Genomic DNA, 25,416 nt, shown 5'->3' on the forward strand with positions numbered 1-25,416 from the left:
TTTTCATCAAGCCGTTACTTTTGATTTCATAAAATATAAAATTTATGATGTTCAAATTATGGCTGTTCCTGCTACTTTTATTTCTTTCTCTTTTTGGCAAAGCGCAGGAGATTGCAAAAGGAAAAATATCAGATTCCCTGAAAGAAGAATCTTCAACAACAAGTATCTCAGAAGTCGTTCTTCGGGCCGCTCCCCGGAATCTGAAACTGAATGACGGAAATATCGTAATGTCTGTTGCCGGTAACAAGAATTTTAAAACTTCTACCAATCTTCTCGAAGTTTTGAGGAAAACACCTGGCGTAACTATAGATCAGGAGGAAGGAATCTTCATCGGCGGCAGGATAGCACCGGCAATTTTTATTGATGGAAAAGCAGTGGTAATGAGTAGCCAGGAACTGCAGGGCTATTTGCGGTCACTGTCTCCGGAAATGGTAGAATCTGTAGAAATCAATACTAACCCGTCTTCCCGTTATGATGCAGAATTTAAAGGAATCATTGATATAAAACTGAAAAAAAATATGAACCTTGGCTGGAAGGGTAACTATAATGGAAATATGTATATCAATAAGTTCACTTACAGGGAAAATTCCTTAAACCTGTCATATAATACTGAGAAAGTCGCTTATCATTTTCTGACAGGCTATAACAACGGGATTTATACTTACCGTTATAATGCTTTGCAGAATCTTGCCAATACCAATATCATGAGAACCCGTATGTATCAGATTGATGATGGAGCTGTATACAATATTCAGGCAGGCATGGATTTCAGACTGAATGAAAAAAACAGGTTAGGAATTAATATAAGAAGAAATCTGCGGGAAAGTCACCGGACACGGTCAGGAACCTTATACATTACTGGGAAAAACGAGTCTGAGGTAGTTCTTAATAGCGAGAACGATAATCCTACAGATTATTCACAGGGAAATTATGGTATAACAGCGGATTATACTTTTCAGAACAAAGATTTTAAGCTTAACTTTCTGGGAAATTATCTTGCTGTAAAAAATAAACAGCAGGATGACTTTATTAACAGGGATAAGCCCACATCTGACCTCTTATCATACTGGAAGTCCGATCTTTTGAATAAAATCAATATCCAGACTGTTCAGGCAGATGCTTCCTACAAGGCCGGAAATGCTGATTTTGAAGCAGGAGTTAAATACAGCCATTCTGATACGAACAACAATATCAGATACGATACATTATCTACCGGCAATCAGTTTGTATTTGATCCTACAAGGAGTAATATATTCAGATACAAGGAAAAAATACTGGCAGGATACATTGCCTACAATCAAAAATTTGATCAGCTACAGATTAATGCCGGACTAAGATTTGAAAACACGCAAAGTATTTCCAACGCAGTGACCGTTGACTCCGTTGTTTCAAGAAATTACCTTGAATGGCTGCCTTCTTTCAGTGCCAGTTACTCATTCAATCCATCCCATGAACTGTCTTTTTCCTATAGCAGAAAAATAACAAGGCCGGTTTTTTCACAGCTGAATCCGTTCAGGTTCTATTTCAGCCCATTGAATTATTGGATCGGAAATCCCTACCTGCAGCCATCCTTCACCAGCCAGGTTAAAGCAACCTATCGTTATAAAAACTGGATCACGAGCTTTATCATCGGAAAGGAAAAAGATGTGATGACCCGTTACCCGATGTATAACCCGGAAACCAATGTGCTGGAATATCTCGGAGCCAATCTCCCTTACCGGAACTTTGCTATCATGGAGACGAGCTTTCCTGTGAAGATTGCAAAATGGTGGAATATTACAGGACAGGTTACGGGATATTATAACTATGAATTCAGGCCGTATCTGGATGAAGTTTTTGCTTTAGATACTTATAACTATGAAATCAGAATCAATCAGGTTTTTTCGCTTCCCAAGGGGTATACCATTAATTTATTTGGGAATTACGAATCAAAATCAGGAAACAGTCTTTATCGTATTAAGCCACGTTATTCAATTGACTTGTCAGTACATAAATCCTGGTTTAATAATACGTTACATACAAAAATTGGTTATAATAATATTTTCGACTCCTATGATCAACGGCTGGAATTCAGGCATAAACAAATTATGGACAATCAGTTTACACATTGGTGGGATAGCAGCCGCGTATTTTTTTCGCTGAGCTATAATTTCGGAGATTCAAAATATCAGACTAAAGAAATCCAGAAGACGGACGAAGAAAATAGGACAAGATAAAGAAAACCTGCTTTTTAGGCAGGTTCTTCTTTTTATGGACATGCACAGTTACCACATGTCCAGATGCTGCAGCTGCCATCATCATTCCATTTCACAGCAGTACCTTGGTTTGGTGATACCTGCTCCTCCAATAATAGATTTCTGTTCATCTCTTCCTAACTTTTGTGCATTTTTTAGCACTGATTTACTCTTGTTCATGATTTTGTTGTTTGATGTTAATAGTAAAGTTTTAATGGATATAATTCCGCGAAAATTATATCACTAAACCATGAAATTAAATTGTAAAAATATCTGTTTTATTATGTTTATGTAGATGAAATATAGTAGGTTGTAGATGTTTTTGTATACTGTTTACTACAGTTTGTTTAATAGAAGGAGATTTTTGCTGAAGAATGTGTTTTGGAGCGGCTAAAATTCATACATAAAATAATCCAAAAGTTTTATAGGTAGAGACCTTTACTTATATTTGTAGTATTGCATAAATCTTTATGAGACTAAACATTAAAAACGAAACAGGAAGGCTAAAGTCAGTAGTTTTGGGCCAGCCTAATTCTTTGGGGCCGGTTCCCACGCTGGAGGAAAGTTATGACGCCAAGTCATATTACTCAATCGAGCACAACATTTATCCTAAAGAAGAGGATATTATCAATGAAATGAACGCTTTTGAAGCGGTTTTAAAAAAGTATGACGTGGAAGTACTGCGTCCAAGCATTATAGAGGACTATAATCAGGTTTTTTCAAGAGATGTAGCCTTTGTAATTGATGATAAAATGATCATTTCCAATGTGATTGCAGACAGGGCTGATGAGCAGGAAGCCTATAAAAAACGTCTTCGAAAAAGTAGCCTGGAGGAAAATAATCAACCTTCCGGAAACTGCGCATATTGAAGGAGGGGATGTGATTGTATGGAATGATTTCCTTTTTATCGGAACCTGCTTTAGTGAAGATTACAGAAACTATAAAACGGCAAGAACCAATGAGTATGCTATCGAAATATTAAAAGAATATTTTCCGAAGAAAAGAATCATTGACCTGGAGCTGAAAAAGAATGATAAAGTTCCGCTTGAGGGCATTCTTCATTTAGACTGTACTTTTAATCCCGTAGGAGAAGACAAGTGTATTATTTATAAAAATGGATTTGTAGACGAAAGTGACTATCGTCTGATTATCGATATTTTCGGAGAAGAAAACTGCTTCCATATTAATGATGAAGAGATGTTTGAGATGTTCCCGAATATTTTTTTCCATTTCGCCAGAAGTCGTTGTGTCAGACAAAACATTCACGAGAATGAATAATCATCTGAGAAACGAATGGGGAATGACCGTAGAAGAAATTCCTTACCGGGAAATCTCTAAAATGGGCGGTCTGCTGAGATGCTCCACAATGCCGCTTGTGAGAGAGTAATGGTGTGGGAGAGTTTAAGGGGTGAGAGTCGGAGTGTTGACGTGTATTAAAAACAGCTCAACTGATTTACGAACTTTCAAAATCCTTTCCGAAAGAAGAACTTACTCTCTTACAGACCAGATTCAGAGGGAAAGGCATGAGAACCCGGACATGGCTTCAGTTTGCTTTTACCTGTAATTATATGAATGAAGAGCAATATGAAAATTTGCACAAAGAATATAACCAAATAATAGGAATGTTAGCTAATATGATGAGTCAGTCAGAAAAATGGTGTTCATTTTCTCCAGGTAATAAAGAAGAGAAAAATCTATAAACAGCAGCAAAGACTCTCATACTCTAACATCCTCAAAATTATTAAATAATGCAAACAACAGATACCGTATTAATGATAGAACCGATAGCATTCGGTTACAATGCAGAAACTGCAAAAAATAATTACTTTCAGGTTGAACAGACAGGTTCCGATATCCAGTCAAAAGCCCTAGCAGAGTTCAATACCTTTGTTGGAAAACTGAGAGAAAAAGGGATCAATGTTATCACGATAAAAGATACATTGGATCCACATACGCCGGATTCGATTTTCCCGAATAACTGGGTGAGCTTCCATAAGGATGGGAAAGTGGTTTTATACCCGATGTTCGCGTCGAACAGAAGAGTAGAAAGAAGAGAAGATATTATTGAAAGTATCGAGAAGCAAGGATTTGAAGTTGCTGAAATTGACGACTGGTCATTTTCTGAAACTCAGGGACATTTCCTGGAAGGAACGGGAAGTATGATTTTCGATCACGATAATAAAATTGCTTACGGCTCCGTTTCTTTGAGACTGGATGAAAAACTGTTCAGAGAATTCTGTACAAAATACGGGTTTACTCCTGTTGTTTTCCATTCTTTCCAGACGGTAGGAACAGAAAGGCTTCCAATCTACCACACCAATGTAATGATGTGTGTAGCAGACAGGTTTGTGGTAATCTGCCTTGATTGTATCGATGATGAGCTGGAAAGGGAAAAGGTAGTAGAAACTATCAAAGGTTCCGGAAAAGAAATCATCGAAATTTCAGAAGAACAAATGCAGCAGTTTGCAGGAAACATGCTTCAGGTTCAAAATAAAGAAGGTAAAAAGTTTTTGGTGATGAGCCAGACCGCTTATCAGTCATTGACTCCGGAACAGGTAGCCGCTATTGAAAAATACTGCGAAATTATTTACTCAGACCTGAATACCATTGAAGTAAATGGTGGAGGAAGCGCAAGATGTATGCTTGCCGAGGTCTTTCTTCCAAAAAAATAATTGAAATATTCTTAAGTAAACTATATCTTCTGATTCTGGAAACGGGGTCGGAAGTTTTTTTTAAAAGAATGAACTATCCTGGCCACATTTCATGGCTTCAGATATAAAGTAAGAAACCCGAAAAGTTGTTAACTTTGCCCTGAATGTAAAAAATCTAAAAATGAGACAATACTTTTTATTATTAGCAATTTTCCTTGGAATGGTTGTAGGAGCTCAGCAAAAAACCTTCTGTAATCCTATCAACATAGATTATGGATATACTCCTTTTGAAGCCTTTTCAAAACAAGGAAAGCACCGTGCCACGGCAGATCCGGTGATTGTTAATTTTAAGAATAAATTGTTTCTTTTTTCTACCAATCAGGAAGGATACTGGTATAGTGATGATATGCTGGACTGGAAGTTTGTTAAAAGGAAATTTCTCAGGGATAACAAATACATTCACGACCTTAACGCTCCGGCAGTGTGGGCAATGAAAGACACCCTGTATGTATATGGCTCTACCTGGGAACAGGATTTTCCGATCTGGAAAAGTACCAACCCTACTAAAGATGACTGGAAAATTGCCGTGGATACTTTAAAAGTCGGTGCATGGGATCCGGCATTCCATTATGATGAAGATAAAAATAAGCTGTATTTGTATTGGGGTTCCAGTAATGAATGGCCTTTATTGGGAACAGAAGTTAAGGTTAAAAATCTTCAGTCCGAAGGTTTCGTAAAGCCGATCATTAAGCTGAAACCGGAAGATCATGGCTGGGAAAGATTCGGGGAATACAATGATAATGTTTTCCTTCAGCCTTTTGTAGAAGGAGCGTGGATGACAAAGCATAACGGGAAATATTATATGCAGTACGGAGCACCGGCCACAGAATTCAGCGGATATTCAGACGGAGTATATGTAAGTAAAAATCCACTGGAAGGTTTCGAATACCAGCAGCACAATCCATTTTCATATAAGCCGGGAGGTTTTGCAAGGGGAGCAGGGCATGGTGCTACCTTTGAAGATAATTACAAAAACTGGTGGCATGTTTCAACTATTTTTATTTCCACCAAAAATAATTTTGAAAGAAGGCTGGGAATCTGGCCCGCAGGTTTTGATAAAGATGATGTGATGTACTGTAATACGGCCTATGGTGATTATCCTACTTATCTTCCGCAATATGCACGGGGAAAGGATTTTACCAAAGGACTTTTTGCCGGATGGATGTTGCTGAACTATAACAAGCCTGTCCAGGTTTCCTCTACCCTAGGAAGTTATCAGCCCAATTTTGCGGTAGATGAAGATATTAAAACGTATTGGAGCGCCAAAACAGGAAATGCAGGAGAATGGTTTCAGACAGATCTCGGTGAAATTTCTACCATCAACGCAATACAAATCAATTATGCAGATCAGGATGCAGAATTTATGGGTAAAACCTTAGGAAAAATGCATCAGTATAAAATCTACGGATCCAATGACGGAAAGAAATGGAGTGTCATTGTTGATAAAAGCAAAAATACTAAAGATGTTCCCCACGATTATGTTGAATTGGAAAAGCCGGCAACGGCAAGATTCCTTAAAATGGAAAATCTGAAAATGCCTACCGGGAAATTTGCTCTGAGCGGTTTCCGGGTGTTTGGAAAAGGGGCAGGTGGGAAGCCTGAAAAAGTAAAAGGGTTTGTTCCTCTGAGAGCAGATCCTAAGAAGTACGGTGAAAGAAGAAGCATCTGGATGAAATGGCAACAGAATCCTGAAGCAGACGGCTATGTAATTTATTGGGGTAAATCTCCTGATAAAATGTACGGAAGCATTATGGTCTATGGTAAAAATGAATATTTCTTTACCGGTGCAGACAGGACGGATGCCTATTATTTTCAGATTGAAGCCTTCAATAGCAATGGTATTTCAGACAGAACGGAAATTGTAAAATCTGAATAAATAAAAAAAATAATTAAAGACAAGTTTTGAATTATCAAAGCTTGTCTTTAATTTGAACTAATTCTAAGGAATTACATTGAAAGTTAAATTTCTTTTAAACCTTCAATTGGAAAAGATTGATGCTGATATTCTGGTAATGTGCGGGTAGCCCTTGAGTATTAGCAGGTGTTTTAACACCCAGGTAAGTGAATCCGCAGTTGACATAATAATTAACCAGCTTAGGGTTTAAACCAACAGTATCCATTCTTACATATTGCTTATTATTTTGCTCTGCAAATGATTTTGCCCATATAGCAATTTGCTCAACAAATTTTTGTCCTCTGAAGCTTGGATGAGTTGCAATCCTATGAATGTAAAGGGATGGATCCGAATTTTGTTCTTCCCAAATTTGAGGATCTTCAAAAGCTATACTCCATATACAGGCTATTTTACCTTCTATCGTGAATTTGTATAAGCGGTTTTCCTTTATTTCGGTTTCTATCATATTATAACCGAATTCCGGCCATTGAATATTTGATTTTACTTTTTTTAAAATCAGATGCTTGTTTGTACAGGCTGAAAATTTCATCAATATCCTGTAAGGTGTTGGTTGTGATCATTGGTATTTTTTAATTATTTATATCAAAAATAATTAAATATTCACTTAATAGTGAAAATAATTATATGATATAAATATTAAATTATATGGACACAATTATTCATAATAATGTAATATACTGCAATAATATATTATCATAATGCCTTATTTATCATGTATTTGTATGTTTGAATAAGCTATGTGAGAATAAAAATTATAAACACATTACCAATAAAAATGTTAATCATTACTATTCATAAAAATTAAAAAATCCGATGAAGATCACCGGATTATACAAAATAATTTGATTGATATGAAGAAAGATAACTTTTATCTTGTTCTGCTTTTAATAGAATCGGAGGCTCCTTCAATGTCTCTTACTTTTTTCACTTTCTGATTTCCAAAATTATAGGTAAGGCTTACGGTTAAACTTCTTGGATATTGATTTTGATGAATATAGTTGTAGTTCCCGTTCGATTGATAATCTTCAATTTTAACAATATTGGTTCTTAAAATATCGTTTACATTCACTGCAAAGGTCCATTCATTCCATGTTTTTTTGATGCTGAGGTCCAGGCTCATCAGGCTTTTCAATGTACCCAGCTCAATCTGTTGCTTGTCTACAAAGAAATAATTGATCCCCAGGAACCATGTTTTCTTTTTATCCAGCCGGATGGTGTTATTAGTCTGGATAATAAGACTGGTAGAATTGTTTTTATTGGTATACACGATGAACTCTCCCTGTTTATTTTTGAATCTGTCTCCTGTAGTAGGATCGGTGTCAAGGCTTCCATCATTAATGTTGTGCTGAACCCCAATATTGAAATTTGTAGTCCAGTATTGTTTGAAGAAAGATTTCTGAATGCCTAACATTGCAGACATTTCCTGTTTATCCCCAAAATTTGTTCTGATATACCTTAATACCGGATTTTCTCCTACGCTTCCATCGGGAGCTACAGGATAGCCTTGCAATGGTACCTGAGTAATAGCATCCTTAAAATAAGAATGATTTAAAATCAGGAAATATGAATTTTTATACATATAGGTAAGTTCCTGGTTATAGGTAGAAGAGGCCTTTACAAAAGGGTTATTCTGTGTATAATTATAATCTGTCAGAATATTTTTTACCGGATTGATTTCCCAGAAGCTTGGTCTTCTCATTCTGCTTGAAAACGAGTATGAGATGTTATTTTTATCATTGATGGCATAATTAAAACTTAGATACGGAAGAAGATTATTATAATTTCTTTCAATTCTTCTGAGATCCGCTGTAGGCGCATTGTCGGATGTGCCTAAACTGTTGGTGATTTCATATCTTGCCCCGATTTTTCCAGAGAATTTATCGGAAAACTTTTTTTCAGCTGTTACATAAAAGCCATAAATGTTTTCATCATAAATAAAATGATTCGGTTTTGAATCCGGATCTTTTGCCGGATCAAAAAAATAAGTAATGTTTTTAGAATCGTTGTCTGTTTTGGTTTTGTTATAATTTCCTCCTACTGAAATGGTGAGATCATTTTTGAATTTCTGGATGTAATCTACCATTCCCGAAAAGTTGTTAATGATCTGGGGCAAATCCTGAAATACCTGCGTCGTCATGTTTTCCAGCCCTCTGTTGATATTGGAGGCGTAAGTCCTGTTATCAGTAAACTGAAATCTCTTATAGTTCAGGTAGGCTGCATTTACATTTAATTTACTGCCCAGGGAATCTGTTTTTAATTCATAATTTAAATTGACAGAATTATTGTAAGATCTTGCATCCTCCTTATTTTTCGACCAGGTATATATTGTGTTCTCCCCGCTTTTGACAGTATTGAACAAGCTTACCGTAGAATTATAACTTTTGTTGGCCCACGTGTTCCAGGAGAGGGCAATATTGCTCTTATCAGTAAGTTGATAATCAATATTCAGATAGCCCCCGATATTCTTGTTCGGATCATCAATATCTCCGGTAGATTCATTTGAGGTAGTGGCGGTACCGTTTCTTAAAGTATAGGTCTGGGCTTGTATATTTTCACCCCCGTTGAGGTTGGCACTGATTCCCAGTTTATCCTTTCTGTAATTGGCAGAAAAGCTGGCCTGGCTTCCGTTGTATTTACTTTGTGTATTGGAGAATCTCATATTTCCGTTCAGCCCGTCACTCATTTTTTTCTTTAAAACAATATTGATGATTCCATCAGATGATTCTACCTGATATTCACTTCCCGGAACGGTGATTACCTCAATTTTCTGAATGTTTTCCGCAGGTGTATTTTTTAGAAACTGAACCAATGATTCGGCATCCATATTCGTTTTTCTTCCGTTGATATAGATTAAAGCATTGTTTTTTCCTGCAATTTTCAATGTCTTATCATCAGTTGAGGACAACAGTGGAGTTTGCTTCAGAAGATCAAAGGTTGTGTTTCCTTTAGCAACAGGGGATGCGGCAACATCATATACAAAACGGTCGCTTTGTTTTTTAAAGACCTGTTTCGTCAGGGTGATACCTTCTATACTTTTTGTTTTTGCCGTATCGGATTTCTTTTCCTGTGCAAAAGCACAGGTTCCGGAGAGAATAACTATGGCAAAGAGAATACGTTTCATGTTTTTGTTTTTAGAGTGGTGAATAAATGATATAATTAGGTTCTTGATTTTACAGCATCATTAGCAGACTTCATTTCCCGTGCTTTTTTCAGTTTCTGATTTCCGAAATTGTAGGTAACTCCTATATTCAGCAACCTTGGATAATAGAAGTTCGTTATATTATTATAGCTTCCGTTGGGTTGTACTCCCTGAACCCGGTAATAACTTTGATTAAATAAGTCGTTTACTTCCGCTACAATAGTCCAGTCGCCTATAATTTTTTTTAAGGCTGATATCAAAACTTTGCCGTACTCCTATTGTACCGGCTTCCATTGCAGTTTTACTGGCAAAGAAATAATTAACCCCTAGAAACCAGTCTTTTTTGGAAGAAAGCCGGATCACATTATTAATGGTAGCAGACATATTATAGTTTTTAACATCAATAATGTAAGGCTCGATAATTTCGGTTTCTCCAGGAACCGGTATAGACGTAGGGTCTTCCAGTACTGCACCCTTGAAAGCAATATAACCCAGGTTGACAGAGTAATTGGTGGTCCAGATATCTTTGAACCAGGATTTGTTCATCCCAAGAGTTAAACCAAGTTCTCTGCTCTTTCCATAATTGGTTCTTATATATCTCAGAAACTTTGTTGTTGCCATAATCTGATTGCCACTGCCATCATATATGATATTGCCGTCAGCATCTTTTTTTAGGAGCAGTTACCGTTCCCTGTAACGGAATCAGATCCGTAGCCATGGCATCCTCTACCATCGTGAAGCTGAGGTTGGCATAGAATGCATTCTTATACATATAATTGAGCTCCTGATTGTAATACTTGGCAGCCAGAATGAATGGATTGTTCTGAGTATAATTAGTAGGAGTGAAGTAAGTTCTTGAAGGATTTAACTCCCAGAATCTGGGTCTTCTGATCCTGCTGGAAAAAGTATAGCTGAGATTATGATTGGCATTGATGGCATAATTCAAATTCAGGGAAGGCAATAGATTATTATAATTTCTTTCAAACCCGGTTTTTTCTACAATATCTCCGGTGCTTCGGGTCATTTCGTAACGTGCTCCTATTTTTCCGGTAAGCTTCTCTGTCAGTTTTCTTTCATAATTAAGATAAATACCTAAGATGTTTTCCTTATAAATAAAGTGGTTGGTTTGATTGGGATCAATGATAAAATCTCCGTTAATAAGCTTATCCTGCTGGGTGTCATTATCCGTTTCGGTGTGGTTATAGCTTACTCCGGTCAGCCAAGTTGCCCCATTAGTCGTCTTTTTCATATAATCTATATTGCCGGCGTAGTTATTGATGATCTGTGGTACCGATTGATGTAGTGCAGAATATTTATTATTGGGATCACTATTCAAAGGAAAACTTTCATTAAAGCTTACTTTATCCCTGTTATACCAGAAATAAGAGACATTGGAAGTAAGCTTACTGCCTATAGAATCTGTTTTGAGTTCATAGTTTAAATTAAAAGAATGATATCGTGTCTGAGCATCTTCGTTATTCACAGTCCTGTTGGCTAATACTCCATTTTGCCAGTTGGTAATGTCCAGCACTGAGTTGAAACTCTTGTTATACCGCATGTTGTAAGAAAATCCTAAGCTCTGCTTCCTGTTAATTTCATAATCAATATTAAAGCCTCCTGTGAAGTTTTTATTAGGATCATCATTATACCCGTAAGACTCATTTCTGAAGGTTGGATCTCCATTGGATAACGTGTATTTCTGACGGTCTGTCCAGTTTCCCATTCTGAAATTAGAATTCCCGGACCATTTGCCCTGCCTGAAGTTGAAAGAACCTCCAGCTGATGGATTATTATAATAAGCCTGCTCATTCTGCATTTTCATTGTCCCATTGTACCCGTTATTCCTGTTCTTTTTCATGACTATATTAATAACCCCTTCTTTAGACTCCACCTGGAATTCACTTCCCGGAACAGTAATCACTTCAATTTTTTGTATATCCTCTGACGGGGTAGACTTCAGCATTTCAATTAATGCTTCAGAATCCATATTGGTTTTTTTATTATTGATATAAATGACAGCGTCAGACTTTCCTAGAATTTTTTAATGTTTTCCCATCTATACTGGAAATCATAGGAGTCTGTTTCAAAAGATTGAATGTATTAGTGCCTTTAGCGATAGGTGAGGAAGCCACATCATAAACCAGCCGGTCCCCTTCTTTTTTGAAAACCTGTTTTCTGATAGTAACAGCTTCGATCGTGTTCACTTTCAAACTGTCTTTCTTTTGCTGGGCTGCAGCAAATCCACTAAAAAATAAAGCGGCAATAAGAAGTTGAGTTTTCATGATTATTATTTTTTTAATTTTTAATAGCTTGTATGGGTAGTTATTTAACATAGCAAAGATATATAATAAATTTAGTATTATGCAATACAAAGTACTTAAAAATGATTATTTAAAATTTTAACTATTTGATTTTCAGTATGTAAAATTTTAACTAAAAAAATAAGTAGCTTAACTTTCTACATAATAAGACACCTGTAACAATAATTTTGTTACATAAAAATTTGACGTTTTTTTAAAAAAAGAAATTATTCTCTGTCGAATCGGGCTAATTTTTTATCAACCCAAACAGTGGCAAAAGGGAAAAATGCAGCCAGTAAAGCGAATACAAAATCTTCATCATCCCAATTAAAGATTTTTCTTACAGGAAGGCAAAATAATAAATAGAGCGTAAAAAATAAACCGTGAATATTACCAACGATTATAATAAAAATAGTAGGCAGAATACCTTCATCATCATATCTCTTCCAGATCATGGCAATTCCGTAAAGAAGAAAACAGGTAATTGCTTCAGCAAGGCAAATTTGCTTAAACCATTTAATGATTTTTTCCTGGGGATACTTTGAGAAAAATTTATTAATGAAGTCCATTCTATATTGATAAGTTGAATAGTAGAAGTGAAGAGTCTTTCTCTAACTTCCGGCTTCTGATTTCTTATTGGCAAAATTACTTATAAAAACTGCTTCCATCCAAATATTCAAAAACTTCAGGAGGAAGCATGGGCCTTACATTTTTTCCATCCCTGATCATATTGCGGATTTCCGTAGCAGAAAGCTCTATGACAGGGGCTTTTATCAGAGATATATTTTCATGCTGCAAATATTCAGAGTCCTTTTTCTCACCTACAAAAACCCTGGGATACACTATAATATGATGATTTTTGATCAGGATGTCAGAATTTTTCCATTTATGCAGGCTTTCCAGATTATCTTCTCCCATAATAAGGCTGAAAGAATATTCGGGATATTTTTCATGAAGATAAGTGAGAGTATCAATTGTATAACTAGGTTTTGGGAGTGAAAATTCTACATTGGAAGCCCTCATATTAGGATAGTTTTTTACAGCAAGCTGTACCATGTCTAATCTGTTGTGGTCTTTTAATAAAGACTTTTTATCTTTAAAAGGATTTTGAGGGCTTACCACAAACCACAATTCATCCATATCAGAATTTTCCAATATATAATTGGCTAAAATAAGATGTCCGATATGAATAGGATTGAATGATCCGAAAAATAAACCTATTTTTTTCATTGTTTAAGGAGTAGATGGCAGGCAGTGGAAAGCAGTTGCTAATCTCTGAACTTTACATCTTTAATATTAAGATAATGGGTGACATTGCCTTTCCAATGGTTTTCTTCCAAAGTGAAAGCAAGATCAAAATTCTTGTTTTTAAAATCTTCGGCAAAAGGGCCCAGCTTAAAACCTACACATTCAATATTCCTTCCTGTAGATTCCTGTTTAATATAAAACTTAAGGTGATTATTGTCTTTTCCCATGGTTTTCACATAGCCTGAAAGCTTTTGATTCGTCAGGGTAAAGATAGGTTTCATATTGTGAGGTCCAAAAGGAGCTAATTTTCTATGGAAGTTAATAAACTCTCTGTTGATGTCATCAATCCGGATTTCAGAATCAATTGTGATAGAAGGTTCTTTCTGATGTTCCTGAATTTTTTCAGAAACAATTCTCTTCAAACTTTTCTTTAAATGCATCAAATTTATCTTTTTCCATGGAAAGCCCGGCAGCTGCGTGGTGCCCTCCGAATTTCAGAAAGTATTCTGAACACATATCCAGTGCTTCATGTACATCAAAATCAGAAACAGACCTTGCTGATGCTACCATTTCTCCGTTATTTCCATCTGTAAATACCAGAGTGGGTTTATAATAAGTTTCGATAAGTCTTGAAGCAACGATACCGATAACTCCTTTATTCCATTCAGGATGGTAAACAATGGTTGTATGTTTTGTTTCCTGCTGTGATTCAATAATCTGATTCAGGGCAGAAAGGGTAGAATTCATGTCCAGTTCACGCCTTTCATCGTTGAGGTTCATGATATCATTTACGATCTGATTGGCATGTTTTAGGTTATCAGAAACCATTAGCTCAACGGCTGCTTTACCATGTGAAATTCTTCCGGCAGCATTGATTTTAGGAGCAATTTCAAAAACAATATTTGAAATTTCAAAATTGAGAGAGTTTGTCTTCCGGGATTAATAGCCTTAATCCCATATTTCTTGTTTTCCGGAGGATTTTTAGACCCATTTTGGCCAGTACCCTGTTTTCCCCGGTCATCGATACGATGTCGGCAGCAATGGAAATGGCTAAAAGGTCCGTTAATTCAAATAATTCCGCTTCAGGAATTTTATAAATGGTATTTAATCCCTGGCATAGCTTGAAGCCTACACCACAACCGGAAAGTTCTTTAAAAGGATATCTGCAGTCGCTTCGTTTGGGATCCAGAACCGCTGCGGCATTGGGAATTTCCTCACCCGGAAGGTGATGATCGCAGATGATAAAATCTATTCCCAGACTGGCGGCATAATTGATCATATCAATTGCCTTGATTCCACAATCCAGAGCGATAATCAAAGAAAAACCGTTCTCCTTGGCGAAATCAATTCCCTCGGTAGAAATTCCATATCCTTCAGAATTTCTGTCCGGAATATAATAATCCAGATATTTTTTTTCTACAATTTTGCTGAGATAAAGGTACATTAAGGCAACAGCCGTAGTCCCGTCTACATCATAATCGCCATATACCAATATTTTTTCGCCATTTTCAATTGCAGTGGCAATACGTTCTACCGCTTTTTGCATATCTGCCATTAAAAACGGGCTGTGTATATCGTTAAGGTTCGGTTTAAAAAACTCTCTGGCCTTTTGATAATTGTCAATCCCTCTCAGAACAAGAAGTTTAGATTCAAAAGTACCAAAACCGAGTGACGAACTTAATCCGTCCACAATTTCCTCATCGGGTTCGGGTTTATAAATCCATTTTTGACTCATTTCACAAAAATAAGGAAAAAAAATAGCATTTTGAAATGATATAGAACGAAGTTTTGCCTTTGTAATTATTAAAAATTATCTATCTTCGTGCACCAATTAAATGACTATGAAAAAAATTATTGTCTGTCTGTTGTTTTTAGGAATAATGCATTCGATGGATGCTCAAAAAATTAATCTCGGAAAAGCAGCCGGAATCGTTTCAAACGGAGCAAAAGCTTTAACATTCACTAATGAAGACGCTATTAAGTTATCCAAAGAATCTGTAGATTGGATGGATAAGAATAATCCTGTAGCCGGACCAAAAGATCCGTATACCGTGAGACTGAATAAATTGTTTGGTAAACATAAGTCCCAGGACGGACTGAACCTGAATTATAAGGTTTACAAGGTAAAAGATATTAATGCTTTTGCCTGCGCAGACGGTAGTGTAAGAGTATTTTCTTCTTTGATGGATATCATGACGGATAATGAGCTTTTGGCAGTTATCGGACATGAAATTGGACATGTTAAAAATCAGGATACAAAAGATGCAATGAAATCCGCCTATTTAAAGGCTGCGGCATTAGATGCTGCATCATCGGCTTCTTCTGCAGTGGCTACCCTTAATGACAGCCAGATCGGTAAAATGGCAAACGCCTTTTTAGATGCTTCCCACAGTAAAAAACAAGAATCTGAGGCTGATACATATTCTTATGATTTTATGAAAGCCAATAAGTATGATGTGGTAGGCGCTTATTCTGCTTTCAAAAAACTGGCATTGCTTTCAGAAGGAAGCAAGCAATCAGGATTTGAGAAAATGTTTAACTCTCATCCGGATAGTGAGAAAAGAGCCCAGGCTATCAAAAAAAGAGCAGAAAAGGATGGGTTATGGAAAGATCCGGGAACTATTTCTATTCCGACTACGAAATTGACAAAATAATTAATTATTTATTTATTGTTTAAACAAAAATACCTCAAAGCTCTGCTTTGAGGTATTTTTTATAATGTATTGATGATGGTTTCAGATTAAGAATACATTTTTTCTCTTAATTCTTTTACCTTTTTTATCAGCAAGATATTCATCATAAGTCATTTCTCTGTCAATAATTCCTTTAGGAGTCAATTCTATGATTCTGTTACAAACCGTCTGAAGCATTTCATGGTCATGAGAAGCCAATAAAATATTTCCTTTAAAGTTAGACAAGGAGTTGTTCAAAGTCGTAATACTTTCAAGATCCAGGTGGTTGGTAGGTTCATCCAATAAAAGTACGTTGGCTTTCTGAAGCATCATTCTGCTGAACATACATCTCATTTTCTCACCTCCCGAAAGAACTTTACATGACTTCAATGCTTCATCGCCCGAGAAGAGCATTCTTCCTAAGAATCCTCTTACAAATTCTTCATGGCGCTCTTCATCATTTTTTGTAAATTGTCTCAGCCAGTCTACCAGGCTTAAATCTTCCTGGAAGAAATTAGTGTTATCTAAAGGCATATGAGATTGGTTAGTAGTAACCCCCCATGCGAAAGTTCCTTTATCAGGCTCAACATTTCCTGCCAGAATTTCAAAAAATTCTGTAATTGCTAAAGAGTTTTTAGAAAGGACAGCTACTTTATCTCCTTTTTTAAGATTCAGGTCGATGTTTGAGAATAGCAATTCACCGTCTTTAGTTTTTTCAAGTCCCTTTACGTCCAGGATCTGATCTCCGGCTTCTCTTTCCATTTCAAAAATAATTGCCGGGTATCTTCGTGAAGTTGGTTTAATGTCATCGATGTTTAATTTATCGATCATTTTCTTTCTTGCGGTAGCTTGTTTTGCTTTTGCTACGTTAGAGCTGAATCTTGCAATGAAGTCCTGAAGTTCTTTTTTCTTCTCTTCAGCCTTTTTATTGGCTTGTGCTCTCTGTTTGGTTGCCAGCTGGGAAGCCTGGTACCAGAAAGAGTAGTTACCTGTATAAAGATTAAGTTTGGAATAATCCAGGTCACCAATGTGTGTACATACTGTATCCAGGAAGTGACGGTCGTGAGAAACTACGATTACGGTGTTTTCATAATCAGCAAGGAAATCCTCCAACCAGGAGATTGTATCAATGTCAAGGTCGTTGGTAGGCTCATCCAGGATTAGAACATCAGGGTTACCGAATAATGCCTGAGCCAATAGAACTTTTACCTTGTCCTTGTTCTCAAGTTCACCCATCAGCTGCCAGTGCATATCTTCTGTAATACCTACGTTTGAAAGCATGGTTTGTGCATCAGATTCGGCAGTCCATCCACCCATTTCATCGTAAAGTACCCCCAGTTCACCTGCTTTAATACCATCTGCGTCAGAGAAATCTTCTTTTGCGTATAACGCATCCATTTCCTCTTTTATCTCAAATAATTTTTTGTTTCCTCTCAAAACCGTTTCAAGAACAGTAAACTGATCATAAGCAAAGTGATCCTGCTCCAAAACTGACATTCTTTTTCCTGGCTCAAGAGATACATTTCCTGTTGTGGGATCCTGCTTTCCTGTTAATATTTTAAGGAATGTAGACTTTCCCGCACCGTTTGCTCCGATGATCCCGTAGCAGTTTCCTTTGGTAAACATAATATTTACCTCGTCAAAAAGAACTCTTTTCCCGAATTGTAAAGATAAGTTAGATACTGTTAACATATAGTTTTGTAAATTTGGCGCAAAAATACAAAAAGAATTTGGGTATTGTGTAATAATATAATAGTCAAGTTTTTAAATGTACGGTATTTTTTATTATATTTCATTAACGAAATTTTAAAATGATGAAGATTGAGAAAACAGTTAATATATTAAATAGAAGAGCCAGGTTTGAATATGAAATTCTGGAAGAATATGAAGCCGGAATGGTTTTGACGGGAACCGAAATAAAATCTTTACGTTCTTCAAAAGCATCTATCACAGAATCGTTCTGTCAGTTTATTGATGGGGAATTGTACATCATCAACATGATGATTGATGAGTATAAATTAGGAACTTTTTACAACCATAAGACAAAAAGGGAACGGAAATTGCTGTTGCACAAAAAAGAATTGCAAAAACTTGAGAAAAAGTTAAAGGATGCCGGAAATACTATTATCCCTTTAAAATTATATATCACCGATAGAGGGAAAGCAAAGGTGCTGATAGCGCTGGGTAGAGGGAAAAAGCTTTTCGATAAAAGGGAGGCCATAAAAGATAGAGAAAATAAACGGAACCTGGACAGAATATTAAAGAAAAGTTAAAAATCATTTGAAAAACTTTGTGTATAAAGAAAAATTATATTTATTTTGCATTATCAATTATTTAATCATTTAATTCTATGAAAAATCTAAAATTAGGAATTTCAGCATTGGCGCTTACTGTTGCCTCTACTGTTTTCGCACAGACTACCAACAACCCGTGGTTAATCGGTGTTGGTGCTCATGCAGAAAACCACGTAGCAGCAAGAGGTAATTTCAGTAATACGTTCTCTGCTCAAAATTTAACAAAGAGAATGTTCAATGTGAACAATTTCTCTATTACACCTCCATTATCTAAGTTAACAGTTGCTAGAAACGTTGGAAAAGGTTTAGTTATCGACTGGCAAACTTCTGTTGGAAATGTTGAAAACAAAAGATTCAACATGGGGAAAGAATTTTTCCTAATGACAGGTCTTGGTTTCCAGGCTCACGCTGCAGGTCTTTTATGGAACGAAGAATCTTGGTTTGATCCATATTTAAGAGTTGGTGCTAACTACTTAAGACATGATTATACTGCACTTAGTTTCCCAAGAACAAGTGTAGATGCTAACGGTAATCCAATCGAAACTGTATCAAACGGTAAGGATGGTAACGAAAACGGTAAAGCTAACCACTTTGCAGTAGCTACAGGTGCTGGTGCTAACTTCTGGGTAACTAAAAACTTCGGTCTTGGTATCCAGGGAGATTATGTATCAACTCCAGGTGATAAATCTACAGTTGCTAATTTCTGGCAAGCTTCTGCATCTATCCTATTCAGATTCGGAAACAGAGATAGAGATAAGGATGGTATCCTAGATAAAGATGACCTTTGTCCAGATACTCCAGGTTTACCAGAATTCCAGGGATGTCCTGATACAGATGGTGACGGAGTTCCAGATAAAGACGATCAATGTCCAGATGTTGCTGGTCCAGTTGAAAACAATGGTTGTCCTTGGCCAGATACAGATGGTGACGGTGTAATCGATAAAGATGATGCTTGTCCTACAGTAGCAGGTCCAAAAGAAAACAACGGTTGTCCTTGGCCAGATACAGATGGTGACGGTATCCTAGATAAAGACGATGCTTGTCCTACAGTTCCAGGTCTTCCAGAATACAACGGATGTCCTAAGCCAAAAGATGTTATCGCTAAAGAAGCTACTGGTGCGCTTAAAGATATCTTATTTGATTTCAACAAAGCTACTATCAGACCAGAGTCTAGTACTAAATTAGATCAAGCTGCTACAATCATCAAGCAATCTAACGATGGTACATTCTTAGTAACTGGTCACACAGATAAGAAAGGTGCTGATGCTTACAACTTGAAACTTTCAAGACAAAGAGCTGCTGCTGTAGTTGCTGCTCTTGAAACTAGAGGTGTTAGCGGAACTCAATTGAAATCTGTAGGAGTTGGTGAAAGAGACGCTACTGTTTCTGAAAAAGCTTCTGATGCTGAAAGAATGGTAGACAGAAAAGTAGTTGTTGAAGCTGTAAACGGTGCTGCCTGGGATGCACTTAAGAAATCTGATCTAGATGTAGTAGAGAAGAAGACTGTAGTGAAAAAAGGGAAAAAAGCTCCAGTTAAAAGAAAAGCTCCAGCTTAAAAAAAGAAAATAATTAATTTTTCTAAATAATGAATACCTCCAATTTTTTGGAGGTATTTTATTTTTGTTGACTTTTAAGTAATTTTGTTGAAAATTTAAAAATTAAAATGGGAAGAGCATTTGAATATAGAAAAGCTTCTAAAATGGCCAGATGGGATAAAATGGCCAAAACATTCTCCAAAATAGGTAAAGACATTGCATTGGCAGTAAAAGCAGGAGGGCCGGATCCGGAATCAAACCCTGCCTTAAGGAGATGTATCCAAAATGCAAAAGGGGCCAATATGCCTAAAGATAACGTAGAAAGAGCCATCAAAAAGGCCAGCGGTGCAGATGCAGAGAACTATGAAGAAGTTACTTATGAAGGATATGGGCAGGGAGGTGTTGCCTTCTTCGTAGAATGTACCACTAATAACACCACAAGAACCGTAGCTAATGTAAGAGCCGTTTTCAATAAGTTTGACGGAAATCTTGGTAAGAATGGTGAGCTTGCATTTATCTTTGACAGAAAAGGAATTTTTACTATTGACCTGGCTCAGATCAAAATGGATTGGGATGATTTTGAAATGGAAATGATTGATGGGGGTGCAGAAGATGTAGAAAAAGATGAAGAAGAGGTAATGATTACAACTGCCTTTGAAGATTTCGGTTCTTTATCCCACAAACTGGATGAACTTGGCATAGAAGCCAAAAGTGCCGAGCTGCAAAGAATTCCAAACAATACAAAAGAGGTAAGTGAAGAGCAATTCAAAGCTAATATGAAAATGCTTGAACGTTTCGAAGAAGATGACGATGTTCAGAATGTTTATCACAATATGGAAATTACAGAAGAGTTAATGAACTCTCTATAAAAAATAATATAGCATTCATATACAGTTAACTTTCAATGAGTTTCTTTGTATAAAATCTGGGAATGCCTTGTTCAGCTTTTTTATATTTTAAAAAACATTCGGACATTCCCCTGGCTAATTAAAAGCTGAAAATTATACGGATGAAAAGAAACGTAGAGTTAGTTGTTATTTCGGATGTTCATTTGGGAACTTATGGATGTAAGGCTAAAGAATTGCTAAGATACCTTAATTCTATACAGCCTAAAACGTTAGTATTGAATGGTGATATCATTGATATCTGGCAATTCAAAAAGTCTTACTTCCCTAAACCTCATTTGAAAGTGATCAGGAAGATCCTTTCATTCGCTACCAAAAGTACGGATGTCTATTATATTACGGGTAATCACGATGAAATGTTTCGTAAGTTTACCGATTTTGAGCTTGGTAAGCTTAAGGTCTGTAATAAAATATGCCTGACTATAGATGAAAAGAAAACCTGGATCTTTCACGGTGATGTTTTTGATGCATCGGTACAACATTCCAAATGGATCGCCAAACTTGGCGGGAAAGGGTATGATCTTTTAATTGTTATCAATAACATTGTCAATTGGTTTTTAGAAAAAATGGGTAAGGAAAAATATTCATTTTCAAAGAAAATCAAAAACAATGTGAAAAAAGCAGTCAAATATATCGGGGATTTTGAACTTACCGCTTCTGAATTGGCTATTGACAACAATTATGATTACGTCATTTGCGGACATATTCATCAACCGCAAATTCGGGAGGTTATCAATAAAAAGGGGTCTTGTACCTATCTGAATTCCGGAGACTGGATAGAAAACCTGTCAGCATTGGAATACCATGATAAGCAATGGAAGATCTTTTATTACGATGAGCATAAACATTTGCTGAAAGATGATGAAGCAGAAGAAATTCAGGAAATGGACAGCTCAACACTTTTAAAAATGGTAACTAACTTTTCCTGATGAAGATCTTGTATGCCTTTCAAGGAACCGGAAACGGACATGTAGCAAGAGCTCAGGAAATTATTCCGATTCTCAAAAAATACGCATCGGTAGATACTTTAATCAGCGGACATCAATCACAATTAAAGGCTGATTTTGACATTAATTTCCAGCATAGGGGCATTTCCCTGCTTTATAATAAAACAGGCGGATTATCCTACCTCAAAACATTTACTGAGAATAAGTTTCTGGAGGCGATAAAAACCATACATGAGCTGGAACTTACCAAGTATGATCTGATTATTAATGATTATGAACCTTTAACGGGATGGGCTTGTAAGCTAAAAAAAGCTCTCAATGATAGAGCTCAGCCATCAGGCATCCATGAGTTTTCCGGAAACTCCAAAACCTGAAAAGAAGGATTTTCTGGGGGAACTGATCCTGAAATATTATGTTCCTGGCGAAAAGAAGATCGGCTTTCATTTTGAAAACTATCACCCGCAGATCAAAAAACCGGTAATCCGTAAGAAAATCAGAAACCTTAATCCTTATAAGCAGGGATATTACCTTGTATATCTGCCGAGTTTTGCCGACGAGAATATCATTAAAGTACTTAGAAAAATCCCGGTACAATGGAAAGTCTTTTCAAAGTACAGCAAAGTACATGTCAAATTGAAAAATATTGAAGTATTTCCTATTGATGAACTTCAGTATCTGAAATATTTTGAAGGATGTGACGGGATTCTATGCAATGCAGGCTTTGAAACTCCTGCAGAAGCTTTATTCATGAACAAAAAACTATTTGTAATTCCTATTCATAATCAATACGAGCAGGAGTGTAATGCATGTGCCCTTGACCGAATGGGAATCCCAAATTCCAAAGTTTTAAATCTCCGGGAAATTATGGAATGGGTAGCTTCTGACCATCATCTCCAAGTGGATTATCCTGATAATATTGAAGAGATCCTGGTCAATGAAGTTTTAATTCTTTAAAAAAATATCTTCCACATCATTCATTCTCATCATGACAGACCTTGCATAGGAACAATGAGGATAAACTTTCCAGTTGTTTTCCCTGGCAAACCTGATTGCTTCTTCCACCAGATATTTTCCCATTCCTCTACCCTCAAATTCTGGATGCACCAGTACAAAGGAAATAATCAGCCTGTTATCTTCCGGAAAAATGGTATAAGTAAGCCTTCCAATTTCTTTAGTTTCGTTATTCAGGGTAAGAACTCCTCCATTTCCTGATTTGTTATTTTCAAATTTCATAATTCAGAACTTTACTGTTAAAGATACAAAAATTACACCGGGCTCAATGATGGATAAAAACAGACCTTATTACAAACTGTTACATTAGGACAAAAAGTAAAATTGGAAAAAATGGTTATAGCTTAATTGTCTTTACCTGTATAGTAGTTGTAATCTTTTATGATGATGTTAATAAACTGCCTTTCCGTCATTTTGGTAGGATCGATCTCGAGTTTCAGAATACTTTTGATTTTATCGGAAAGTTTACTGATAATCTGACGGTCATCGATTTTTAAGGCTTTGGTATAATTGTCCTTGATAATTCTCATATCGTTATCACTCAATGCAATAACCTGAGGAAAAGAAGGAATATAATCTTCGTGAATATTTTCCAGGATGGTATGGGAAATATTGATGTTATTTTTTAAAGAAATCACTGCTGTCCCGGCTGCAATATCCCCTAAACGCTGATTGTTTTTCGAGATAATCATTGACGTTAAGCCTACAATTCCTCCAGAAGTTACATCAATGAGCCTGAATACCCACCGGATGAGATAATCTCCAAAACTTGCCTGATACCCGTCAATCTTTACGACTTTAATTTTCAAAAGCTTTTTTCCGGGAGTCTGTCCTTCCATCAGGCTTTCCAGCACAAGAGGATAAATATAAACAGGAAAGGTGAGAATAATGTAAATGGCCATTACAGACCACTGATCGAGGCCGCTCAATAAATATCCCAAATCAAAAATATTAAAGAAAAGATACATGACAATAATGACATACGCAACCCTGATCAGAAGATCGATGATAAATGCAAGCATCCTTTCTCCCACACTGGCTGTATTGAAGTTAATATTTACATTTTGTGAAGTATTTATCGCAATTTGAGACATAATTTTTATTATTTTAGCCTTTACAATTATGAGAGAAGTTTATTTCATTAAACAAAATAAAGAAAAATGGTTGGGAATTGAACAGGTTATTCAAGGGAAAATTAAAAAAAAATCCTGATGACCTGTCTTCATTGTATATCAATCTGATCAATGATCTTTCTTTTGCCCAGACCTACTATCCTAAAAGCAATACAACGGTCTACCTGAATCATTTATCAGCCCAGGTATTCCAGAAGATCTATAAGACAAAAAGGGTAGAGGAGAACAGGATTCTTTATTTTTTCAAAACAGAAGTCCCTTTATTGGTGTATCAGTATAGAAGATACCTGATGTATGCCTTCCTTTTCTTTATTCTGTTTACATCAATAGGTGTGCTTTCAGCAATGTATGATAAGGATTTTGCCAATATTATTCTTGGAGAAAGTTATGTGAACGAAACTATTGAAAACATAAAGAATAATAATGCTGTAGGGATTTATCAAAGCGGTTCCACATGGGGGAGTACCATTGGAATAATTTTTAATAATATTCAGGTAGGTGCAAAATTGTATATCTACGGAATTACAGGAGGAGTGGGGACATTATTTGCACTTCTTTCCAATAGTGTGATGCTGGGGTCTTTTCAGTATTTTTTCTATGATTATGGAGCCTTGAAAGATAGTGCGAGAGGGATCTGGCTTCACGGCGTTTTTGAAATTTTTGCTATGGTTGTCGAGGCCATGTGCGGATTGATTCTCGGAGCTTCTATTCTTTTCCCGAGAACATTTTCAAGATTTAATTCTTTTAAAAAAGGATTTAAAGATTCTTTTAAAATATTTCTGAGTACGATTCCATTTACAATTTGTGCCGGAATCATTGAAGGCTACGTTACGAGACATGCTTTAAAGATGCCTTTAACTTTAAATCTGGCGATCATTATCAGTTCGCTTACGATTATAGGATTTTACTATTTTGTATATCCGTCCATTGTTAATAAAAAAATGAATAACCATACCCATGATACAATTTTATAAAAAAAGAGATTTCGGAACTTTCATCAGTGATAGTTTTAATTTCTTCAAATTATATGGAAAAAACTATTTTAAGAATTATATTCTGATAAATGGTTTGCTGTTGATTTTAATCATTACCATTTTTATTTTTGGATATAAAGAGCTCTTTTCACAGATATTCGGCTCCAATTTAAGAGGAGAAACCTATTATTTTGAGCAATACTTTTCAGATAATGCCGGGATGCTGATTGTAGTTGGTATACTGACATTTTTTACTTTTTTATTGTGCTGGCAATTGTCAATTATCTATATCCTGTTTTTTACCTGAAAAGGATTGCACAGGGTGCAGAAAAAAATAAAAAACTGATGATATTTTAAGTGATTTTAAAAACAATACAGGCAGAATTGCAAGGCTCTGT

Annotated in this window: 22 protein-coding genes and 4 pseudogenes; 14 read left to right on the forward strand and 12 right to left on the reverse strand. The window is 36.1% G+C overall.

Features of this window, described 5'->3' with window-relative positions; all coding sequences use genetic code 11:
- The first annotated feature begins 44 nt into the window (after window positions 1-44).
- From HX13_RS07815 to HX13_RS07835, 5 genes and pseudogenes are all read left to right on the forward strand, one after another.
- A complete protein-coding gene (locus HX13_RS07815) occupies window positions 45-2,216 on the forward strand; it encodes a TonB-dependent receptor domain-containing protein (protein WP_050020625.1) in 2,172 nt (723 codons plus the stop codon).
- Window positions 2,217-2,704: 488 nt separating this feature from the next.
- Window positions 2,705-3,621: pseudogene (locus tag HX13_RS07820) on the forward strand (dimethylarginine dimethylaminohydrolase family protein).
- Between the two features lie 136 nt (window positions 3,622-3,757).
- Window positions 3,758-3,934, forward strand: coding sequence for a four helix bundle protein (locus tag HX13_RS23795; RefSeq protein WP_262483508.1), 177 nt, complete (start codon window positions 3,758-3,760; stop codon window positions 3,932-3,934).
- Between the two features lie 48 nt (window positions 3,935-3,982).
- Entirely contained in the window at window positions 3,983-4,906 is a 924-nt protein-coding gene (ctlX, locus tag HX13_RS07830) for a citrulline utilization hydrolase CtlX (RefSeq protein WP_050020626.1), read from the forward strand.
- Window positions 4,907-5,066: 160 nt separating this feature from the next.
- On the forward strand, window positions 5,067-6,821 hold the full coding sequence (locus HX13_RS07835; RefSeq protein WP_050020627.1) for a discoidin domain-containing protein: 1,755 nt from the start codon (window positions 5,067-5,069) through the stop codon (window positions 6,819-6,821).
- Between the two features lie 94 nt (window positions 6,822-6,915).
- On the opposite strand, the gene HX13_RS07840 is transcribed toward HX13_RS07835, so the two are convergent.
- The 9 genes and pseudogenes from HX13_RS07840 to recJ all read right to left on the reverse strand — a co-directional run bounded on the left by HX13_RS07840 (window position 6,916) and on the right by recJ (window position 15,282).
- Entirely contained in the window at window positions 6,916-7,305 is a 390-nt protein-coding gene (locus tag HX13_RS07840) for a GNAT family N-acetyltransferase (RefSeq protein WP_238555158.1), read from the reverse strand.
- A 423-nt stretch (window positions 7,306-7,728) separates the two neighbouring features.
- Window positions 7,729-9,981, reverse strand: a complete 2,253-nt coding sequence (locus HX13_RS07845; RefSeq protein WP_050020628.1) for an outer membrane beta-barrel family protein — start codon at window positions 9,979-9,981, stop codon at window positions 7,729-7,731.
- Between the two features lie 35 nt (window positions 9,982-10,016).
- A complete protein-coding gene (locus HX13_RS21955; protein ID WP_128572268.1) occupies window positions 10,017-10,259 on the reverse strand; it encodes a hypothetical protein in 243 nt (80 codons plus the stop codon).
- Window positions 10,192-10,620: an outer membrane beta-barrel protein gene (locus HX13_RS25435; RefSeq protein WP_050020629.1), complete on the reverse strand. Its 429-nt coding sequence runs from the start codon at window positions 10,618-10,620 to the stop codon at window positions 10,192-10,194. The genes HX13_RS21955 and HX13_RS25435 overlap by 68 nt, the downstream gene beginning before the upstream one ends.
- A 37-nt stretch (window positions 10,621-10,657) precedes the next feature.
- Window positions 10,658-11,986 (reverse strand): TonB-dependent receptor domain-containing protein, encoded by a 1,329-nt coding sequence (locus tag HX13_RS25440; protein WP_050020630.1) that lies wholly within the window; start codon window positions 11,984-11,986, stop codon window positions 10,658-10,660.
- 34 nt (window positions 11,987-12,020) lie between these two features.
- A complete protein-coding gene (locus HX13_RS07860; RefSeq protein ID WP_128572270.1) occupies window positions 12,021-12,281 on the reverse strand; it encodes a hypothetical protein in 261 nt (86 codons plus the stop codon).
- A 245-nt stretch (window positions 12,282-12,526) separates the two neighbouring features.
- A complete protein-coding gene (locus HX13_RS07865; protein ID WP_050020632.1) occupies window positions 12,527-12,868 on the reverse strand; it encodes a DUF3817 domain-containing protein in 342 nt (113 codons plus the stop codon).
- A 76-nt stretch (window positions 12,869-12,944) separates the two neighbouring features.
- Window positions 12,945-13,529, reverse strand: a complete 585-nt coding sequence (gene nadD, locus HX13_RS07870) for a nicotinate (nicotinamide) nucleotide adenylyltransferase (RefSeq protein ID WP_050020633.1) — start codon at window positions 13,527-13,529, stop codon at window positions 12,945-12,947.
- Between the two features lie 38 nt (window positions 13,530-13,567).
- A pseudogene (gene recJ / locus HX13_RS07875) lies at window positions 13,568-15,282 on the reverse strand (single-stranded-DNA-specific exonuclease RecJ).
- 106 nt (window positions 15,283-15,388) lie between these two features.
- On the opposite strand from recJ, the gene HX13_RS07880 reads away from it, so the two are divergent.
- Entirely contained in the window at window positions 15,389-16,201 is an 813-nt protein-coding gene (locus HX13_RS07880; RefSeq protein WP_050020634.1) for a M48 family metallopeptidase, read from the forward strand.
- A gap of 86 nt (window positions 16,202-16,287) precedes the next feature.
- Here the strand turns inward: HX13_RS07880 and HX13_RS07885 are convergent.
- Window positions 16,288-17,911: pseudogene (locus tag HX13_RS07885) on the reverse strand (ABC-F family ATP-binding cassette domain-containing protein).
- A 122-nt stretch (window positions 17,912-18,033) separates the two neighbouring features.
- Between HX13_RS07885 and smpB the strand changes: the two are divergent.
- From smpB to HX13_RS07910, 6 genes are all read left to right on the forward strand, one after another.
- Window positions 18,034-18,492 carry an SsrA-binding protein SmpB gene (gene smpB / locus HX13_RS07890; protein WP_041462062.1) on the forward strand — a complete coding sequence of 153 codons (459 nt, stop codon included), beginning with the start codon at window positions 18,034-18,036 and terminating at the stop codon, window positions 18,490-18,492.
- A 77-nt stretch (window positions 18,493-18,569) separates the two neighbouring features.
- The gene (locus HX13_RS07895) at window positions 18,570-20,069 is read left to right on the forward strand and encodes an OmpA family protein (RefSeq protein ID WP_050020636.1); all 1,500 of its coding nucleotides are present in this window, start codon (window positions 18,570-18,572) and stop codon (window positions 20,067-20,069) included.
- 107 nt (window positions 20,070-20,176) lie between these two features.
- Window positions 20,177-20,917, forward strand: coding sequence for a YebC/PmpR family DNA-binding transcriptional regulator (locus HX13_RS07900; RefSeq protein WP_050020637.1), 741 nt, complete (start codon window positions 20,177-20,179; stop codon window positions 20,915-20,917).
- A gap of 140 nt (window positions 20,918-21,057) precedes the next feature.
- Complete coding sequence (locus HX13_RS07905) at window positions 21,058-21,882, forward strand: UDP-2,3-diacylglucosamine diphosphatase (RefSeq protein ID WP_050020638.1); 825 nt, start codon at window positions 21,058-21,060, stop codon at window positions 21,880-21,882.
- On the forward strand, window positions 21,882-22,274 hold the full coding sequence (locus tag HX13_RS23805) for a glycosyltransferase family protein (protein WP_238555159.1): 393 nt from the start codon (window positions 21,882-21,884) through the stop codon (window positions 22,272-22,274). Before HX13_RS07905 ends, HX13_RS23805 begins: the two co-directional genes overlap by 1 nt.
- A complete protein-coding gene (locus tag HX13_RS07910) occupies window positions 22,219-22,854 on the forward strand; it encodes a glycosyltransferase family protein (RefSeq protein WP_238555160.1) in 636 nt (211 codons plus the stop codon). Before HX13_RS23805 ends, HX13_RS07910 begins: the two co-directional genes overlap by 56 nt.
- Here HX13_RS07910 and HX13_RS07915 read toward each other — a convergent pair.
- Both HX13_RS07915 and HX13_RS07920 read right to left on the reverse strand, forming a co-directional pair.
- A complete protein-coding gene (locus HX13_RS07915; protein WP_050020639.1) occupies window positions 22,843-23,133 on the reverse strand; it encodes a GNAT family N-acetyltransferase in 291 nt (96 codons plus the stop codon). The genes HX13_RS07910 and HX13_RS07915 overlap by 12 nt on opposite strands.
- Before the next feature lie 122 nt (window positions 23,134-23,255).
- Complete coding sequence (locus tag HX13_RS07920) at window positions 23,256-24,005, reverse strand: RDD family protein (RefSeq protein ID WP_050020640.1); 750 nt, start codon at window positions 24,003-24,005, stop codon at window positions 23,256-23,258.
- A 28-nt stretch (window positions 24,006-24,033) separates the two neighbouring features.
- Here HX13_RS07920 and HX13_RS07925 point away from each other — a divergent pair.
- Window positions 24,034-25,018, forward strand: a pseudogene (locus HX13_RS07925) (stage II sporulation protein M).
- Window positions 25,002-25,325 (forward strand): hypothetical protein, encoded by a 324-nt coding sequence (locus HX13_RS23810; protein WP_050020641.1) that lies wholly within the window; start codon window positions 25,002-25,004, stop codon window positions 25,323-25,325. The pseudogene HX13_RS07925 and the gene HX13_RS23810 overlap by 17 nt, the downstream one beginning before the upstream one ends.
- The last annotated feature ends 91 nt before the right edge of the window (window positions 25,326-25,416 follow it).

Origin of the sequence: Chryseobacterium sp. P1-3 (assembly GCF_000738495.1) — a bacterium.
In the GTDB taxonomy this organism is placed as follows: Bacteria; Bacteroidota; Bacteroidia; order Flavobacteriales; family Weeksellaceae; genus Chryseobacterium; species Chryseobacterium gallinarum.

Bases quoted from the DNA above. Each gene is read 5' to 3' on its own strand.
- HX13_RS07860 (WP_128572270.1), bottom strand. From the start codon at position 12,281: ATGAAAACTCAACTTCTTATTGCCGCTTTATTTTTTAGTGGATTTGCT.
- HX13_RS23795 (WP_262483508.1), top strand. From the start codon at position 3,758: ATGAGAACCCGGACATGGCTTCAGTTTGCTTTTACCTGTAATTATATG.
- HX13_RS07840 (WP_238555158.1), bottom strand. From the start codon at position 7,305: ATGATAGAAACCGAAATAAAGGAAAACCGCTTATACAAATTCACGATA.
- HX13_RS07895 (WP_050020636.1), top strand. From the start codon at position 18,570: ATGAAAAATCTAAAATTAGGAATTTCAGCATTGGCGCTTACTGTTGCC.
- HX13_RS07920 (WP_050020640.1), bottom strand. From the start codon at position 24,005: ATGTCTCAAATTGCGATAAATACTTCACAAAATGTAAATATTAACTTC.
- nadD (WP_050020633.1), bottom strand. From the start codon at position 13,529: ATGAAAAAAATAGGTTTATTTTTCGGATCATTCAATCCTATTCATATC.
- HX13_RS07865 (WP_050020632.1), bottom strand. From the start codon at position 12,868: ATGGACTTCATTAATAAATTTTTCTCAAAGTATCCCCAGGAAAAAATC.
- HX13_RS07900 (WP_050020637.1), top strand. From the start codon at position 20,177: ATGGGAAGAGCATTTGAATATAGAAAAGCTTCTAAAATGGCCAGATGG.
- HX13_RS23810 (WP_050020641.1), top strand. From the start codon at position 25,002: ATGATACAATTTTATAAAAAAAGAGATTTCGGAACTTTCATCAGTGAT.
- HX13_RS25440 (WP_050020630.1), bottom strand. From the start codon at position 11,986: ATGGATTCTGAAGCATTAATTGAAATGCTGAAGTCTACCCCGTCAGAG.
- HX13_RS07880 (WP_050020634.1), top strand. From the start codon at position 15,389: ATGAAAAAAATTATTGTCTGTCTGTTGTTTTTAGGAATAATGCATTCG.
- HX13_RS07815 (WP_050020625.1), top strand. From the start codon at position 45: ATGATGTTCAAATTATGGCTGTTCCTGCTACTTTTATTTCTTTCTCTT.
- ctlX (WP_050020626.1), top strand. From the start codon at position 3,983: ATGCAAACAACAGATACCGTATTAATGATAGAACCGATAGCATTCGGT.
- HX13_RS07905 (WP_050020638.1), top strand. From the start codon at position 21,058: ATGAAAAGAAACGTAGAGTTAGTTGTTATTTCGGATGTTCATTTGGGA.
- smpB (WP_041462062.1), top strand. From the start codon at position 18,034: ATGAAGATTGAGAAAACAGTTAATATATTAAATAGAAGAGCCAGGTTT.
- HX13_RS07915 (WP_050020639.1), bottom strand. From the start codon at position 23,133: ATGAAATTTGAAAATAACAAATCAGGAAATGGAGGAGTTCTTACCCTG.
- HX13_RS07910 (WP_238555160.1), top strand. From the start codon at position 22,219: ATGATAGAGCTCAGCCATCAGGCATCCATGAGTTTTCCGGAAACTCCA.
- HX13_RS23805 (WP_238555159.1), top strand. From the start codon at position 21,882: ATGAAGATCTTGTATGCCTTTCAAGGAACCGGAAACGGACATGTAGCA.
- HX13_RS25435 (WP_050020629.1), bottom strand. From the start codon at position 10,620: ATGGCAACAACAAAGTTTCTGAGATATATAAGAACCAATTATGGAAAG.
- HX13_RS07835 (WP_050020627.1), top strand. From the start codon at position 5,067: ATGAGACAATACTTTTTATTATTAGCAATTTTCCTTGGAATGGTTGTA.
- HX13_RS07845 (WP_050020628.1), bottom strand. From the start codon at position 9,981: ATGAAACGTATTCTCTTTGCCATAGTTATTCTCTCCGGAACCTGTGCT.